We start from the raw sequence: 14,976 nt of genomic DNA on the forward strand, positions 1-14,976 counted from the left end.
TTCCCTGCCTCCTTAAACGTTCTTATTGACGATCCGGGTATCATATTCACCGGTCTCCTGATTGATGAAGCGCACAAAGAGCGAGACCTTGTTGTCCGGGTTGAGGCTTTCCCACAGCAGATTGGTGTATTCCTCGATATCGCCCTCGACCGTCACATATTCCGGCTCGCCTTCAAACGACGGGATCGGATCGCCGTCGCCTTTGTAGGTATGGATGAAATGTCCGGTTCCGGCGGGAGTATCCGTGTATTCAAAGAACTGGCGTTCGGTGACCGCAGGGTCGCCGTTCCCGCTTTTAAGAATCGAAAGGCGGTAATCGAAGCCGTTCACCACGCCGGAGATGCGCGGGGTGAAGTTCGGCGCGTCCGGCTCAAAGGTACGGGTACGCAGCGCCTTGACAAAGGATTTGCCCTCGGTCATAAAGTCATAGACCGTATCGGTCTGGTCACCGTTTGTGACAATGGTGGTGGTGTCCAATACCCGCACCGGCGAATAGATGATAAGGGACGGGTCACGAAGCTTCGCGGGATCGAACGCCTCTGTACGGATACCCTCTCCGTCCGCCACAAAGACACGGTTGCGGCTGTTCTCGCTGCGGCCCATGATAAAGTACGCAATCACGGCCGAACGCCCGTCCGCGCTCTTTCCCAGGATGATGCCGCGGCCGGGGTACGCATTGTTTCTGAGCAGTCCGCCAATCGGTAACGCTTTCATCTTCTTTCCTTCCCTTCCTGTCATTGAATCTTTCCTTCGCAGAAAAGGGAAACCGCCTCGGGCAGCAGCTTCCACTCCGCTTCTTCCATGACCCGCTTCTGCAGGACTTCGGGCGTGTCGCCTTCGCGCACATCAACCGCTTTTTGCAGGATGATCTGGCCGCCGTCAGTCACTTCGTTCACAAAATGCACCGTCGCGCCGGTGACTTTTACGCCGTAGGCGAGCGCCGCCTCATGGACACGCAGCCCATAAAAGCCGTCCCCACAGAAAGACGGGATCAGCGAGGGATGTACGTTGATGATCCGGCGCTCATACGCCTGTACCAAATCGGGCCCCAGCACATACATGAATCCCGCCAGTACAATGAGATCGGCCTGCGCCCGTTCCAAGGCCGCCATCAGCGCGGAATCGTAGTCCTCGCGCGACTGATACTGCCTGCGCGCGAGCACCTCCGTAAGGATGCCAGCCTTCTTCGCCCGTTCCAGCGCGTAGGCTTGCGGGTTCGAGGAGATGACGCGGGAAATTTTTCCGCCGCGGATCTCCCCGCGCTGTTCAGCATCGATCAGGGCCTGCAGGTTGGTACCGCCGCCTGACACGAGCACGACGACATTTTTCAGCATAGCTCGATCCCCTTCTCGCCGTCCTCGATGTAACCGAGCACTTTTGCCTGCTCACCTTGCGCGTTGAGGAGTTCAACCGCGCGCTGTGCGTCGTCTTTGCCGACGATGAGCATCATTCCGGTGCCCATATTGAAGGTGTTGTACATATCGCGTTCGGGAATCTTCCCGGTCTTTTGGATAACATCGAAGATCGGAAGAGGCTCTACCGCCTTCTGGCTGATCACCGCGCGTTTGCCTTCCGGAAGCGCGCGCGGGATATTCTCATAAAAGCCGCCGCCGGTGATGTGGGAGATCGATTTGACCTTGACCGCGTCCATCACGGCGAGCACTGGCTTGACATAGATCCTGGTCGGTGCAAGCAGCGCTTCACCCAGCGTCATGCCCAGCTCCCCGTAATATTTGTTGAGGCAGTTTGAATTTTCGACATCGAACACCTTGCGCACAAGCGAGAAACCGTTCGAATGCACGCCGCTCGAGCGAAGGCCAATCAGCACATCGCCGTTTTCGACCTTTGCGGGGTCAAGGATTTTATCCCGGTCCACCGCGCCGACCGAGAAGCCTGCGAGGTCGTACTCGTCCTCCGGATAAAAACCGGGCATCTCGGCGGTTTCGCCGCCGGTGAGCGCACAGCCGGCCTGGACGCAGCCCTCCGCCACGCCGGAAACGATCGAAGCGACCTTCTCCGGAAAATTCTTTCCGCAGGCGATGTAATCGAGAAAGACGAGCGGCTTTGCCCCGCAGCAAACGATATCGTTGACGCACATCGCCACGCAGTCGATGCCCACCGTGTCGTGCTTATCCATCAAAAACGCCAGCTTCAGCTTGGTTCCCACGCCATCGGTCCCCGCACAGAGCACCGGGTGCGGCATCCCGGTGAGATCCAGTTCAAAAAGCCCGCCAAAACCGCCGATCGCGCCCATCACGCCACCGGTCATGGTACGCGCGACATGGGCTTTCATCAATTCGACCGCCTTATATCCGGCGGTTACGTCGACGCCAGCGGCTTTATAGGATTCGGAAAAGCTGTTTTTCATGCCTGCTTCCTCCTGCTTATTTACGATTCTGTTTTTCACTGATCTTGTATTCAAATTTGTCCTTCGGCATCTCGCCCGGGACCTGCACCGGATATTCCCCGGTGAAACAGCCGACGCAGAAGTCGCAGTTGGCTCCCTTTGCAATCTTCTGCACGCCGTCAACGCTCAGATAATGGAGCGAATCGACCCCGATCTGCTTTTCAATCTCCGGGATGCTCATCCGGCAGGCAATCAGCTTGTCGCGGCTGTCGATATCGGTGCCAAAATAGCACGGATTCACAAACGGCGGCGCGGAAACCACGAAATGTACTTCCTTCGCGCCTGCTTCCCGCAGAAGTTTTACGATACGCGCACAGGTGGTCCCGCGGACGATCGAATCGTCGATAAGCACGACCCGTTTGTCCTTCACCGTTTCCGCGATGACATTGAGCTTGATGCGCACCGAGTTTTCCCGCTGGCCCTGGGTGGGCTGGATAAAGGTGCGGCCGATGTATCTGTTCTTGATGAAACCAACCCCATAGGGGATTCCGGACTCCTTCGAAAAACCGAGCGCCGCATCAAGGCCGGAATCCGGCACGCCGATGACGACATCCGCCTCGACCGGATGCTCCCGATAAAGGATACGGCCGGCATTCTGGCGCGCCTCATGCACGCTGACCCCTTCAATCACCGAATCGGGGCGTGCGAAGTAGACGTATTCAAAGACGCAGAAGCTCGACTTCCCACCGCAGTGGGTGCGGATGCTGCGCAGCTCACCATTTTCAATCACGATGATCTCGCCCGGCTCCACGTCGCGGACCAGGTGCGCGCCGATCGAATCGAGCGCACAGCTCTCCGAAGCGATCACATAGCCGCCGTCGGTCCTGCCTAGGCAGAGCGGCCTAAAGCCGTTCGGATCGCGCGCCGCAATCAGTTTTTTGGGGCTCATCACAATCAGCGAATAGGCCCCTTTGATGGTGAGCATCGCCTTTTCGACCGCTTCCTCAATGCTGCCGGCCATCAGGCGCTCCCGCGTAATGATATAGCTGATGACTTCGGTGTCGTTGGTTGTGTGGAAGATAGCGCCGTTTAATTCCAGCTGGTGGCGCAGCTGCTGGGCGTTGACCAGGTTGCCGTTGTGGGCGAGCGCCATCGCACCCTTGCAGTGGCGCACCACCAGCGGCTGTGCGTTGATTGCGCTCGAATTGCCGGTGGTGGAATAGCGGCAGTGGCCAACCGCCATGCTGCCTTTCCCAAGCTTTTCAAGCGTGTCGCGGTCAAAAACCTCGGGAACCAGCCCGACATCCTTGTGGCAGGTAATCACGCCGTCGTCGTTGACCGCGATGCCGCAGCTCTCCTGTCCACGGTGCTGCAGGGCATAAAGCGCGAAATAAGCACTGGATGCGACATCGGTGGGTTTGTCCTCATAGATACCAAAAACGCCGCATTCTTCATGCAGTTGATCGAACAAATTTTTTCACTCCCAACGGGTAAAATAGGGCTGCTTATTCGCCGAGCAGGCGTTTCATGACCTCGTGGTAGGCATCCTCCACACCGCCCATATCGCGGCGAAAACGGTCTTTGTCAAGCTTCTCACCGGTGGTGCTGTCCCAGAAGCGGCAGGTATCGGGCGAAATTTCATCCGCGAGGATGATCTGGCCGTCCGGAGTCTTGCCGTATTCGAGTTTGAAGTCGATCAGCTCGATGTTCAGGTCTTTGAGATAAGCCGCGAGCAGGTCGTTGATCCTGAAGGAGTAATCAGCGATGAGCTTGAGCTCCTCCGGGGTGGCGAGCTCCATGGCAAAGACATGGTAGTCGTTGATCATCGGGTCGCCAAGCGCGTCGTCCTTGTAGCTGTACTCAAGCACTGTCTTGGCCAGCTTTTGCCCCTCGGGAAGGCCCAGCCGTTTCGAAAGCGAACCGGCCGCAATATTGCGGACAATCACTTCGATCGGGACGATTGTGACCTTTTTGACCAGCGTCTCACGCTCGGAGAGTTCTTCGATCAGGTGGGTCGGGATACCGTTTTTCTCAAGCATCTTCATCAGGTGATTGGAAACGCGGTTGTTGATGGCGCCCTTTCCCGCGATGGTGCCCTTTTTCAGGCCGTTAAAAGCGGTCGCGTCGTCTTTGTATTCCACAATATAGGCGTTCGGATCGTCTGTTTTGAAAACTTTTTTCGCTTTGCCTTCATAGAGTTGTTCAAGCTTTTTCATTTCTGTTCTGTCTCCTTCTTCATTTTTATCTCAATGTGTTTTTTACCGGCTGTAACGCTCAGAGTTCCTCTTCCTGCAGCTTCGCATCCTTTTCGAGAACCGCCTGCTTCATCTCAAGCTTCTTCTTGGAAAGCTTGAAGGCAACCTCAGCGTCAAAGATACCGATCATCTGCGCGGCAAGGATGCCCGCATTGCGCGCGCCGTCAATCGCGACTGTCGCGACCGGGATACCCGAAGGCATCTGCACGGTGGAAAGCAAAGAATCGAGGCCGTCCAGCGTGGAAGATTTGACCGGGATTCCAATGACCGGCAGGGTGGTATGCGCCGCGAGCACACCTGCCAGGTGCGCCGCTTTGCCGGCCGCCGCGATAATCACGGCAAAGCCGTTGTCGCGGGCATTCGCCGCGAAATCACAGGCCGCCTCCGGTGTGCGGTGAGCGCTCATCACATGAACTTCCACTGCGATGCCAAACTCCTTGAGTGCGCTGATTGCGCCTTTCACAATGGGTAAATCGCTGTCGCTGCCCATGATGACAGCCACTTTTCTTTCTGCCATGTCGACACTTCCTTTTCTATCTTTCAATTCTTATTTCTTATGGAAAAACGAAAACAGGCTGCGACCGTCCGCAACCTGCAAAAACCCCTCTATTTGATTCCAGGTACACCAATTCCAGAGCAGTTCCCCTGCCCTGAGATCCGGCTATTCGGAGCGCCAAGGCCGCCCTGCGCCCGTGAAAAGATCAAGAACAACGCCATTCCTGCCGCACTCCTTTGTGATTACTTACTTAAAGTTTACAGGATTTTTTGTCATTTTTCAATCGGTAAACATTGTTTTCAAAAAGATTGGATGGATGATTGAAAAGGTACGAAACCCTCACCTGCTTTTTGTCGATTCCTCCGAATGGTATGACTAAGCGCGCTGCCGCCGCGCAGGAAAAGCTGCGAAAAATGCAGCTTTCCGACAAAAAAACTGCAGGGGACACGGCTGGACAACAGTCGTGTCCCCTGCGGCGCGTTTCGCACAAGCAGGATTTATTCGGAAAAAAGCGGCGTGGAGAGATATCTGTCCCCAGTGTCTGGCAGAAGCGCCACGATCACCTTTCCGGCATTTTCAGGCCGTTTTGCAAGCTCGGCCGCCGCATAAACCGCCGCGCCGGAGGAGATGCCAACCAGCACGCCCTCCCTCCGCGCGATTGCCCGGCCAGTCTCAAACGCCTGATCGTCGGTCACGCGGATGACCTCGTCGTAAATCCCGGTATCGAGCACGTCCGGGACAAAACCCGCGCCGATACCCTGGATCTTGTGCGGCCCGGCCTTGCCTTCCGAGAGAAGCGGCGAACCGGCCGGCTCAACCGCGACCACCCGGATGTTGGGATTTTTTCCTTTCAAATAGCTGCCGACTCCTGTGACCGTTCCGCCGGTGCCAACGCCCGCAACAAAGAAATCCACCTTCCCGTCGGTGTCGTTCCAAATCTCCGGCCCAGTGGTTGCCCGATGCACCGCCGGGTTTGCCATGTTTTCAAACTGCCCTGGAAGAAAGCCGCCTTCGGTTTCCTCAGCAAGCTCCCGCGCCTTCGCAATCGCGCCCTTCATGCCAAGCGCGCCGTCGGTAAGGATCAATTCGGCACCATACGCTTTCAGCAGATTGCGCCGTTCGACGCTCATCGTCTCCGGCATGGTGAGGATCACCCGATATCCACGCGCCGCAGCCACCGACGCAAGCCCGATGCCGGTATTCCCGGAAGTCGGTTCGATGATCACCGAGCCGGGCTTCAAAAACCCTTTTTGCTCCGCGTCATCGATCATTGCCTTTGCAATACGGTCCTTGACGCTCCCAGCGGGATTGAAATATTCCAGCTTTGCGAGGATCGTGGCTTTCAAGCCGTTTGTTTTTTCATAATTCGCAAGTTCCAGCAGCGGTGTACCGCCGATCAGTTCTGTTGCGCTGTGATAGATTCTGGACATCACACTCTTCCTTTCAGGTCAGCTATTGTGAATCGCTTCGTTTTTAATCATTATATTTCATATATGTTTAATATGATTTACATTATAACGTGGACTGTAGAATTTGTCAACCCGTTTTCTATAAAAAATGGAAGCGGCAAAAACGCCGCTCCCATCATATTCGCATTCAGATCATATAGTTATCCTGGCTGCTCGGTACGAGATCCTGCAGGGTAATGCCGTCCACATAATTGTTAACAACCTTCGCAAGCCCCTGCCAAAACGCTATCGTCGGGCATTCTCCATAGCGCGCGCATTCATTCGGTTCATGTTCCAGGCAGGCGACCGGCGCAAGACTTCCTTCCGTGAGACGCAGGATATCCCCCACTTTGTATTCCTGCGGCGGCTTAGCCAGCTTATATCCACCCTGCGGTCCGCGCACACTGCGTAAAAAACCGGCCTTTGCCAGCAGAATTACAATCTGCTCCAAATATTTGACCGAAATCTCCTGCCGGCCGGAAATTTCTTTCAAAGAAATATATTCCCCCGCATCATGCTGGGCAAGATCGATCATCAGCCGCAGTGCGTAGCGTCCTTTTGTTGAAATCTTCATGCGCCCGCCTCCTTTTCTATAATATACCATGGGAAAAATAGGGGTTCAAGCATCTTTTCTAAAATTCCACTCAAATCGAACATAGAAAAGGAGCCGCAGCATCTGCATGCAGCGGCTCCCAAGCCATTACGTGGATATGATTGGGGATTAGTACATTCCGCCCTGCGGCATCGGGGGCGCCGGAGGAGTCTCTTCCTTCTCGTCCGCGACCAGGCTCTCGGTTGTCAGTACCATCGCCGCAACCGAAGCCGCGTTCTGGATAGCGCTTCTGGTGACCTTGGTCGGGTCGACAATGCCGAGCTCGATCATATCGCCATAGGCCTCCTTGCGGAAATCAAAGCCGTAGCCGACCTTGCGGGAACGTTTGATCTTGTCAATGATGACCGAACCTTCCAGACCGGCATTGGTCGCAATCTGGCGGATCGGCTCCTCCAGTGCGCGCAGGACAATCTTCGCACCGGTGCGCTCGTCGCCTTCGAGCGACGGAAGCAACTTCTCAACAGCCGGAATCGCATTGAGTGGAGCCACGCCGCCGCCGGCGACGATGCCTTCCTCGACCGCGGCTTTGGTCGCGGAGAGCGCGTCTTCAATGCGCAGTTTCTTTTCTTTCATTTCGACTTCGGTCGCAGCGCCAACCTTGATGACCGCTACGCCGCCGGAAAGTTTCGCCAGGCGTTCCTGGAGTTTCTCTTTGTCATATTCGCTGGTGGTGGTTTCAATCTGGGCGCGGATCTGGGCGATACGATCCTTGATCGCTTTGCTCTCACCCGCACCGTCGACGATGATGGTGTTTTCCTTCTGGACAACAACCTGGCGCGCACGGCCAAGCTGCGGAACCTGGGTTTCTTTCAGCTCGAGGCCGATCTCTTCACTGATGACTTCGCCGCCGGTCAGGGTCGCGATGTCACGCAGCATCTCTTTGCGGCGGTCGCCGAAGCCCGGTGCTTTGACCGCGACGCAGGTGAAGGTACCGCGCAGGCGGTTGACAATCAGGGTCGAAAGCGCTTCGCCTTCGACATCCTCCGCGATGATCAGCAGCTTTTTGCCGGACTGGACAATCTGCTCGAGCAGCGGGAGAATTTCCTGGATGGAGGAGATCTTCTTATCGGTGATGAGGATGTAAGGATCGTCGAGGATCGCTTCCATCTTCTCGGTGTCGGTGACCATATACGGGGTGATGTAGCCGCGGTCGAACTGCATGCCTTCCACAACATCGATATAGGTCTCGGCGGTTTTGGATTCTTCAATGGTGATGACGCCGTCAGCGGTGACCTTTTCCATGGCTTCGGAAATCAGGCTGCCGATAAACTCGTCGCCGGAAGAAACCGAAGCGACGCGGGCGATGTCCTCGCTGCCCTTGATCTTCTTGGAATTGTCCTTGATCGCGTCAACGGCGGTGTCGACAGCCTTCTGGATGCCCTTTTTGATCGCCATCGGGTTTGCGCCGGAGGTGACGTTCTTCATGCCCTCGCGCACCAGCGCCTGCGCCAGCAGGGTCGCGGTGGTGGTGCCGTCGCCCGCAGCGTCGTTGGTCTTGGTAGCGACCTCTTTGACGAGCTGCGCGCCCATGTTCTCGTAAGCGTCGGAAAGCTCGATCTCCTTGGCGATGGTCACGCCGTCGTTAGTGATGAGCGGAGCGCCGAACTTCTTGTCGAGCACGACGTTGCGGCCCTTCGGGCCGAGGGTGATCTTAACGGTATCCGCAAGTTTATCGATACCGGTCTGAAGCGATTTTCTGGCTTCCTCGCCGTAACAAATTACCTTTGCCATGATGTATCTCTCCTATCAATTTTCTTTCTGGATCAATGGGTTTGGAACTTATTCAACGATTGCAAGGATATCGCCCTGGCGCAGGATGGTATATTCGGTGCCGTCCACCTTGACCTGAGTTCCGCTATACTTGCTCATCAGGACCTTGTCGCCAACCTTTACGGTCATCTTGACCTCTTTTCCGTCAACCAGCCCGCCCGGGCCAACCGCGAGCACTTCCGCGATTTCAGGTTTCTCTTTCGCGGAGCCGGCCAGGATGATGCCGCTCTTGGTGGTTTCTTCCGCTTCCACCATCTTTGTGACAACTCTGTCTGCCAATGGTTTAATCGTCATGATTCAATTCCTCCCGTGTTATAATAATTAATATTGACAAATGAAGAATTCTTAGCACTCTTTATCTTTGAGTGCTAAGACTATTGTAATACATTATTTTCAAAAATCAAGCCCTTTTTTTAATATTAACATTTTGGTCACAAAGTTTACGAAAACTTTTCTGTTGCATTTGTCCTGCCAATTTGCTAGAGTATAGGTATCTGCCGGTCCATTCAAGAATCCCCGGCGCAAAAGGAAGCGGTTTTATTATGCCTCCCATCCAAATTATCCCCGCGTCGGAAACCGATATTGATACAGTCTGCGGGCTTTATAAGGAACTTTTTTCGGCCATGGCTGACCTGCAGCCTGACAGTTTCCGGCACGCGCAGCAGGATCCGGCCTTCCTGCGGGCAGTGATCACCGGGAGCCGTTCCGACCTATTGGTCGCGCGCGACGGCAAAATGGCCGTCGGCTTCGCGCTCCTGCAGGAACAGTCCACCCCGTCTTACGGCTGCCTGGTTCCGCATCGGTACGCCTACCTCATGGACCTGGCCGTCCATGCCGCGCGGCGCGGCGAAGGGATCGGCTCCGCGCTCATCGCCGCGTCGGAAAGCTGGGCGCGGCAGCGCGGGCTCGACTATCTCGAACTCAACGTCCTGGAAGAAAATATTCGGGCTGCCAGCCTGTACGAATCCTATGGATTTTCCCCCACCATGCGCGTCATGCGAAAAAAGCTCTGAAAATGGAAAAAACCGGCGGCAAAAAAGCCGCCGGTTTTTTGTTTTTCCTCTGTGCCCGGCAGGAACGCATACCCAGAGCGTCCTCAGGCGGAATAATTGCGGCTGGGCAGCCGCAGGGCGCTGACCTGTTTGAGAATCACGTAGAGCAGCGCCGTCTCGATGGGGAGCATGATGATATTTTTCACAATACGCGCCGCAACCAGCGCCACAAACGCGTCGCCATACAGCATCGAAAGCCACAGCGGGGTCAAAAACAGATTGTTGACCACCGTGACCGTCAGCCTGGCCATAAATACCCGGGGAAGGGTGACCCGTTTGCGGTAAAGGAACAGCCCATACAGAAATCCAACGATGAATTCGCTGATCGTAAAGCCAGGGAAAAAGGCTCCGCCGTCATTTCGGGTGAAATATTTGAGGATGTCAACCACCGCGCCGAGCGAGCCGGTCAACACCGGGCCGTAAAGCATCCCGGAAAGCGCAATCGGCAGGAAGGTGAAACTCACCCGCAGGACCTGGCTGAAAAAGATGGTGAACTGGTTCAAGATCACGCTCAGGGCGGACAGCAGCCCGGAGCCAGTGAGCGACCGCAGATTTTTGAGCTCCGCCGCGGAATCACTCACCAGCCGCGGCAGGCCAATGAATTCCGCGGCAAGGTATTTGGATTTTTCCAGCATAAAAAAACCTCCTTTCATGTAACATCGTTTGCTACATGAAAAGAGGGAGATCTCTTTGGATGCAGCAGCGGGATGCGAAGCCAATACCGCAAGGAACCCTTTTCGTCCACCCGGCAACTCCCCGTCCGGGCGGCACTTAACGCACTGGCTTCTACTCTGCTTTGGGTATGCAACCATAATATCATATTTTTTTCAAAATGCAACCCCCGCCAGTAAAATTCACAGACCAGCGGTTCAATGCGCAGCGCGGACCCGCCTTCGCGCTTCGGAAAGGTCGACCGACTGAAGCTTTTCGCGGATCTCCAGGATCGCCTGCGGGGTGACCGAAAGCTCGGTGACGCCAAGGGCCAAAAAGGTCTCAGTCATCCCCGGGTCCGCGGCTGCTTCGCCGCAAATCCCACACCAGATCCCATTTTCGGCCGCAGCTGCGGCTGCCATTTCAACCAGATGCAATACCGCCGGATGACTTGGATCATAAAGCTCCCGCAGGCTGTTGTCCTGCCGGCCCACAGCCAGTGTATACTGGATGAGATCGTTCGTCCCAATGGAAAAGAAATCCGCTTCTCTGGCCAGCTGCCCGCTCAAAAGCGCCGCGGCCGGCGTTTCGATCAGCACACCGACTTCCAGCTTGTCCGAAAAAGGAATCTGCTTTCCGGCAAGTTCCCGCCTGCACGCAGCGAGCATTTCCTTCACCTGCCGCACCTGCGCCACCGACGAAACCATCGGCAGCAGAACCGCAAGGTTCCCATAGGCCGAGGCGCGCAGCAGCGCCCGCAGCTGTGGATACAGCAGGTCGGTCCTCCGCAGCAGGAAACGGATTCCCCTGCATCCAAGCGCGGGGTTTTCCTCCTTTGGCAGACCGAGCATCTCCCCCATTTTTCCAGGGTCCGGGTCAAAGGTGCGTACCACCACCCGGCCGCCGTCCATCCCTTCCGCGACAGCGCGGTAGGCCGCAAACTGCGTCTGCTCGTCCGCGTATCCGGTTTCCTCCCGAAACAGGAATTCGGTGCGCAGAAGGCCAACGCCGTCCGCGTCGTTTTCGAGCGCGGCGCCGAGATCGGCGGTGTGGCCGAGGTTCGCGTCGACTTGGATGGTGATCCCATCCGCAGTCCGGTTGGGTGTGCCCTTATAAAGCTTCAAACGTTCACGCCGCGCCCGGTATTCCGCCTGTTTCTTCGTGTATTCCGCAAGGGTCGTATCATCCGGCGAAAGCACCACCGTCCCGGTGAAACCGTCCACAATGGCAAGCTCCTGTTCACGCACATCGGCGATCTGTTCCCCAAGGCCCACCACCGCTGGGATTTCCATCGTGCGCGCAAGGATCGCGGAATGCGAAATTCCCGATCCGCCGCTTGTCAGATAGGCCAGCGTCCCGGTGTGACCAAGGCGGATGGTTTCACTCGGCAGAAGGTCTCGCGCGGCCACAACCGCCGGGTGCGCGCTGTCCGGGAGCGCGCAGTCACTCTCCCCAGTCAGGGTACGCACAATCCGAACAGTGACATCCTCCATATCCGCGCCGCGGGCCTGCATATACGGATCGTCAAGGCCTTTGAACAGCTCTTCCAGCTGTTCGCCGGCCACCTGTACGGCATATTCCGCCGTATAACCTTCTGTACGAATCAGGCTGGTCACCCGTTCGGTATAGTCACAGTCCTCTATCAGCATCTGATGGATTTCAAAAATCGCGGATTCCTCCGGGCCCACCTGCCCGAGCGCCTTTTTTTCCAGTAGCGCGAGCATCCGCACCGCTTCGCGGCGCGCGGATTCAAACCGGGCGAGCTGTTCCTCCGCATCGGTCACGGTGCGGCGCTGCACCCGATGATTCGCATTGTCAAAAAAGAAGATTCGGCCGATCGCGATTCCGCGCGACGCACCGACGCCTTTTAAAATCCGCATGTCGTTCCTCCTTTTCCCGCCCCGGGAACCCTTGGAATACGTTCCGTCAGAAATTAATCCCTATTATAGACTGCCCGCTACGACACGTCAACCGTGGACAGACAGAAAATCCGCCCGGAAATTCAGTAAACTTCCGGGCGGATGCCAGCATCCAGCTGTTGATCATCCAATTGCGGCGAGCGTGTCGGCCTTCCAGCCTTCGCTTTCCGTCCTGCGCACGCCGAGAAAGCGCGTGACGCGCCCCTCGTTTTCAAAGATCTGCGCGAACGCCGCCTCGCTGCTGGCGACGGGTGAAAGGGTCAGCTCGTAGACCGCGTCGTTTTCACCTGAAGAGATCAAGCCGTCGACCACAACTTCCATCCGCATCCCATTCCATGCGGCAAAGTCCGTGGCGTTTGGATGCAGCCAGAGCGCATTCATCCCTTCCGCGTCGCCCGCGCGCATCGCGGACACAAACGCGTCGCAAGCCTGCTGCGCGGTGGCATAAACCGGTCCCGATACAGGCTTTTCAGTCTCAGGCGCGCCGCCCGCCGGGAACATCAGGTTGTCGAAGGCTGCGGCAGTCACGATCTGCCCGCTCACATCGGCATATTCGATCCATACGCGATCCCCTTCCTGGGTCAGGGCAAGTTCATCGCTGAGCACCGCAGGCAGCAGGAAAATACGGTCAGGCGCTTCGGAAAGGATCAGCTTATAGAGCGTCTGTCCTTCGGTAATCTCCGATGCAAACCGCAGAACCGTCCCGGTCAGCTCCTCTTCCCCGTCGGCTGGAACGACAGCCGTCCCGACGCCCGCGTTCTTAAGCCCCTGCCGGTAGTCGCGCATCGCAAGTTCCATCGTTTCGCCGGTACCGACGATCGAATAGTTTTCGACCGAAACAAACGCGTATTGTTTGATGAGACGGCTCGCGTCCTTGAGCGGCATAAAATAGGTCGGCTGCCCGTCAATATTGAGGATCAGCGGGAAATCCGCCCGGTATCCGAGATGCTGCACCTTGCCTTCGGCGGAACCCTGCGCGGCCAGCTCGGTGGCGCCGGGCATCTGGTAGACCAGCGTATCCTTGGTGACCATATCCACCATAAAGAAACCGATAGCGCTGTTGTCCCCGCCCACGCTGGTGAAACCGGTAAACAGATAGCATCGATCGTTGTTATATACGATCATATGCCCCTGCGAAGCACGGAATTTGTCTTTATCCGCGAAATTGAGCCAGCCGCGTACAAATTCACCCTTATTGTTGATCTGCTGCAGGATAAAGTTTTCCGGCTGCACCCGGTCGACCCATTCCGGGATGTCCGCGATGCTGTATTTGTTCATCTCGCCGGTGGTTGCATTGACGATCCACGCGCCGGTCGCTTCCGGAAGGTTGAAGAACCGTTTATTCCGGTAAGTGGTATAGACCCAATAGGGCTGTCCTTCATCATCCACTTCAAAGGAAGGGTCGGTGATGCCGTCAAACCATGCGCCGCCAAATCGGGTATGCCGTTTGAGGTCATGCAGCAGGTAGTTGTTCGGCTGATATTTGAGCTTATGGGTTTCGATATACTGCACATCGTTGACATCGGTCGCGGATACGAGGATATAACCCGGCGTACCGGAAAGATTGGTCAGCCACTTGAAAACACCCGAATGATAGAGCGGCACCGCCCAGACAAGCTTGCCGTTGATCTTCTGGATGGTCGCGTCATTCGCGCCGATGACCACCTGGCTGCCAAGTCCCGCTCGTTCGCCCAGTTTTTTGTCCGCGAGGATATTTGCAAGTTCCTGATCGACGATCGGCACTTGCGACATATCCACCGCCTGCATTTCGCTGGAAAATTCGACTGGCCGCTCGGTGCCGAGCTGGTCGCGATAGGCTTTCCAGTTGAAGATGAAAGAGGATGCGATGAGCATCACCACAAAGAATACCCATGGCAAGGCCAGCAGAACCTTGGTCCATTTGGGGAATTTGCGGTTCGGCACATAATTGAACGGCCGCGCCTCTTCCCCGTTGCCGGAAAACTGGATGGTGATCTCTCCAAAGCGGAACAGCGCCCAAACCCCGATAAAGATCGTGATGACGACCGCCCAGAAAAACGCGCCCTCCGAATAAAAGAACGGGTTCAGGTTCGGCGCCTCCACAAAGATATACACGCCAATCAGCAGGATGATCCCCAGGAAGGTAAACAGCTTGTACTTTTTGAGATTCACTTTGCCACACTCCTAAACCGATCTTAAAATGATAAAAAACGCACTGTGGTATCATTGCGCATCGAGCCGGCAGCGCCGGCGCATCTGCCTGGCCATAAATCGACATAATAACTGCCCTGCGGTTATTATGCCACAAGCGCGAAACGCGCGGTGGGATAATTGGCCATCGGGCAGGGAGCCGGCAGCGCCGGCGCATCTGCCTGGCCATAAATCGATATAATAACCGCCCTGCGGTTATTATATCACAGATTTCTCACATGGAGAAAGTTTTGAC

14 protein-coding genes and 1 riboswitch are annotated in these 14,976 nt (G+C 56.1%); of the genes, 1 reads left to right on the plus strand and 13 read right to left on the minus strand.

Annotated features, from left to right (window positions below; all coding sequences use genetic code 11):
- Window positions 1–12 precede the first annotated feature (12 nt).
- The 10 genes from BN4275_RS15390 to BN4275_RS15435 all read right to left on the minus strand — a co-directional run bounded on the left by BN4275_RS15390 (window position 13) and on the right by BN4275_RS15435 (window position 9,223).
- Window positions 13–714 carry an IMP cyclohydrolase gene (locus BN4275_RS15390; protein ID WP_066460514.1) on the minus strand — a complete coding sequence of 234 codons (702 nt, stop codon included), beginning with the start codon at window positions 712–714 and terminating at the stop codon, window positions 13–15.
- A gap of 20 nt (window positions 715–734) precedes the next feature.
- Window positions 735–1,331 (minus strand): phosphoribosylglycinamide formyltransferase, encoded by a 597-nt coding sequence (purN, locus tag BN4275_RS15395; RefSeq protein ID WP_066460512.1) that lies wholly within the window; start codon window positions 1,329–1,331, stop codon window positions 735–737.
- A complete protein-coding gene (gene purM / locus BN4275_RS15400; protein ID WP_066459873.1) occupies window positions 1,328–2,368 on the minus strand; it encodes a phosphoribosylformylglycinamidine cyclo-ligase in 1,041 nt (346 codons plus the stop codon). Before purM ends, purN begins: the two co-directional genes overlap by 4 nt.
- Window positions 2,369–2,384: 16 nt before the next feature.
- A complete protein-coding gene (gene purF, locus BN4275_RS15405) occupies window positions 2,385–3,818 on the minus strand; it encodes an amidophosphoribosyltransferase (RefSeq protein WP_066459875.1) in 1,434 nt (477 codons plus the stop codon).
- Window positions 3,819–3,852: 34 nt separating this feature from the next.
- The gene (purC, locus tag BN4275_RS15410; protein ID WP_066459877.1) at window positions 3,853–4,563 is read right to left on the minus strand and encodes a phosphoribosylaminoimidazolesuccinocarboxamide synthase; all 711 of its coding nucleotides are present in this window, start codon (window positions 4,561–4,563) and stop codon (window positions 3,853–3,855) included.
- Window positions 4,564–4,621: 58 nt separating this feature from the next.
- The gene (purE, locus tag BN4275_RS15415; RefSeq protein ID WP_066459879.1) at window positions 4,622–5,119 is read right to left on the minus strand and encodes a 5-(carboxyamino)imidazole ribonucleotide mutase; all 498 of its coding nucleotides are present in this window, start codon (window positions 5,117–5,119) and stop codon (window positions 4,622–4,624) included.
- Window positions 5,120–5,595: 476 nt separating this feature from the next.
- Complete coding sequence (gene cysK / locus BN4275_RS15420) at window positions 5,596–6,528, minus strand: cysteine synthase A (protein ID WP_066459882.1); 933 nt, start codon at window positions 6,526–6,528, stop codon at window positions 5,596–5,598.
- A gap of 166 nt (window positions 6,529–6,694) precedes the next feature.
- Complete coding sequence (locus BN4275_RS15425; RefSeq protein WP_066459884.1) at window positions 6,695–7,120, minus strand: RrF2 family transcriptional regulator; 426 nt, start codon at window positions 7,118–7,120, stop codon at window positions 6,695–6,697.
- A 147-nt stretch (window positions 7,121–7,267) separates the two neighbouring features.
- Window positions 7,268–8,890, minus strand: a complete 1,623-nt coding sequence (gene groL, locus BN4275_RS15430; RefSeq protein WP_066459886.1) for a chaperonin GroEL — start codon at window positions 8,888–8,890, stop codon at window positions 7,268–7,270.
- A 48-nt stretch (window positions 8,891–8,938) separates the two neighbouring features.
- A complete protein-coding gene (locus BN4275_RS15435) occupies window positions 8,939–9,223 on the minus strand; it encodes a co-chaperone GroES (protein ID WP_066459889.1) in 285 nt (94 codons plus the stop codon).
- 248 nt (window positions 9,224–9,471) lie between these two features.
- Between BN4275_RS15435 and BN4275_RS15440 the strand changes: the two genes are divergently transcribed.
- Complete coding sequence (locus BN4275_RS15440) at window positions 9,472–9,942, plus strand: GNAT family N-acetyltransferase (RefSeq protein ID WP_079988316.1); 471 nt, start codon at window positions 9,472–9,474, stop codon at window positions 9,940–9,942.
- Window positions 9,943–10,025: 83 nt separating this feature from the next.
- Here the strand turns inward: BN4275_RS15440 and BN4275_RS15445 are convergent, their stop codons facing one another.
- The 3 genes from BN4275_RS15445 to BN4275_RS15455 all read right to left on the minus strand — a co-directional run bounded on the left by BN4275_RS15445 (window position 10,026) and on the right by BN4275_RS15455 (window position 14,702).
- Window positions 10,026–10,616 carry a folate family ECF transporter S component gene (locus BN4275_RS15445; RefSeq protein WP_066459893.1) on the minus strand — a complete coding sequence of 197 codons (591 nt, stop codon included), beginning with the start codon at window positions 10,614–10,616 and terminating at the stop codon, window positions 10,026–10,028.
- Between the two features lie 63 nt (window positions 10,617–10,679).
- A riboswitch (THF riboswitch) is annotated at window positions 10,680–10,777 on the minus strand.
- A gap of 73 nt (window positions 10,778–10,850) precedes the next feature.
- On the minus strand, window positions 10,851–12,512 hold the full coding sequence (gene ptsP, locus BN4275_RS15450; RefSeq protein WP_066459895.1) for a phosphoenolpyruvate--protein phosphotransferase: 1,662 nt from the start codon (window positions 12,510–12,512) through the stop codon (window positions 10,851–10,853).
- A gap of 162 nt (window positions 12,513–12,674) precedes the next feature.
- Window positions 12,675–14,702: a hypothetical protein gene (locus BN4275_RS15455; protein ID WP_202614998.1), complete on the minus strand. Its 2,028-nt coding sequence runs from the start codon at window positions 14,700–14,702 to the stop codon at window positions 12,675–12,677.
- Window positions 14,703–14,976: the final 274 nt, after the last annotated feature.

Origin of the sequence: Anaerotruncus rubiinfantis (assembly GCF_900078395.1) — a bacterium.
GTDB classification, from domain to species: Bacteria; Bacillota; Clostridia; order Oscillospirales; family Ruminococcaceae; genus Anaerotruncus; species Anaerotruncus rubiinfantis.

What these genes read in the sequence shown, in the direction of transcription:
- BN4275_RS15425 (WP_066459884.1), bottom strand. Translation starts at nt 7,120, where the DNA reads ATGAAGATTTCAACAAAAGGACGCTACGCACTGCGGCTGATGATCGAT.
- BN4275_RS15435 (WP_066459889.1), bottom strand. Translation starts at nt 9,223, where the DNA reads ATGACGATTAAACCATTGGCAGACAGAGTTGTCACAAAGATGGTGGAA.
- purC (WP_066459877.1), bottom strand. Translation starts at nt 4,563, where the DNA reads ATGAAAAAGCTTGAACAACTCTATGAAGGCAAAGCGAAAAAAGTTTTC.
- ptsP (WP_066459895.1), bottom strand. Translation starts at nt 12,512, where the DNA reads ATGCGGATTTTAAAAGGCGTCGGTGCGTCGCGCGGAATCGCGATCGGC.
- groL (WP_066459886.1), bottom strand. Translation starts at nt 8,890, where the DNA reads ATGGCAAAGGTAATTTGTTACGGCGAGGAAGCCAGAAAATCGCTTCAG.
- purE (WP_066459879.1), bottom strand. Translation starts at nt 5,119, where the DNA reads ATGGCAGAAAGAAAAGTGGCTGTCATCATGGGCAGCGACAGCGATTTA.
- BN4275_RS15390 (WP_066460514.1), bottom strand. Translation starts at nt 714, where the DNA reads ATGAAAGCGTTACCGATTGGCGGACTGCTCAGAAACAATGCGTACCCC.
- BN4275_RS15445 (WP_066459893.1), bottom strand. Translation starts at nt 10,616, where the DNA reads ATGCTGGAAAAATCCAAATACCTTGCCGCGGAATTCATTGGCCTGCCG.
- BN4275_RS15440 (WP_079988316.1), top strand. Translation starts at nt 9,472, where the DNA reads ATGCCTCCCATCCAAATTATCCCCGCGTCGGAAACCGATATTGATACA.
- purM (WP_066459873.1), bottom strand. Translation starts at nt 2,368, where the DNA reads ATGAAAAACAGCTTTTCCGAATCCTATAAAGCCGCTGGCGTCGACGTA.
- cysK (WP_066459882.1), bottom strand. Translation starts at nt 6,528, where the DNA reads ATGTCCAGAATCTATCACAGCGCAACAGAACTGATCGGCGGTACACCG.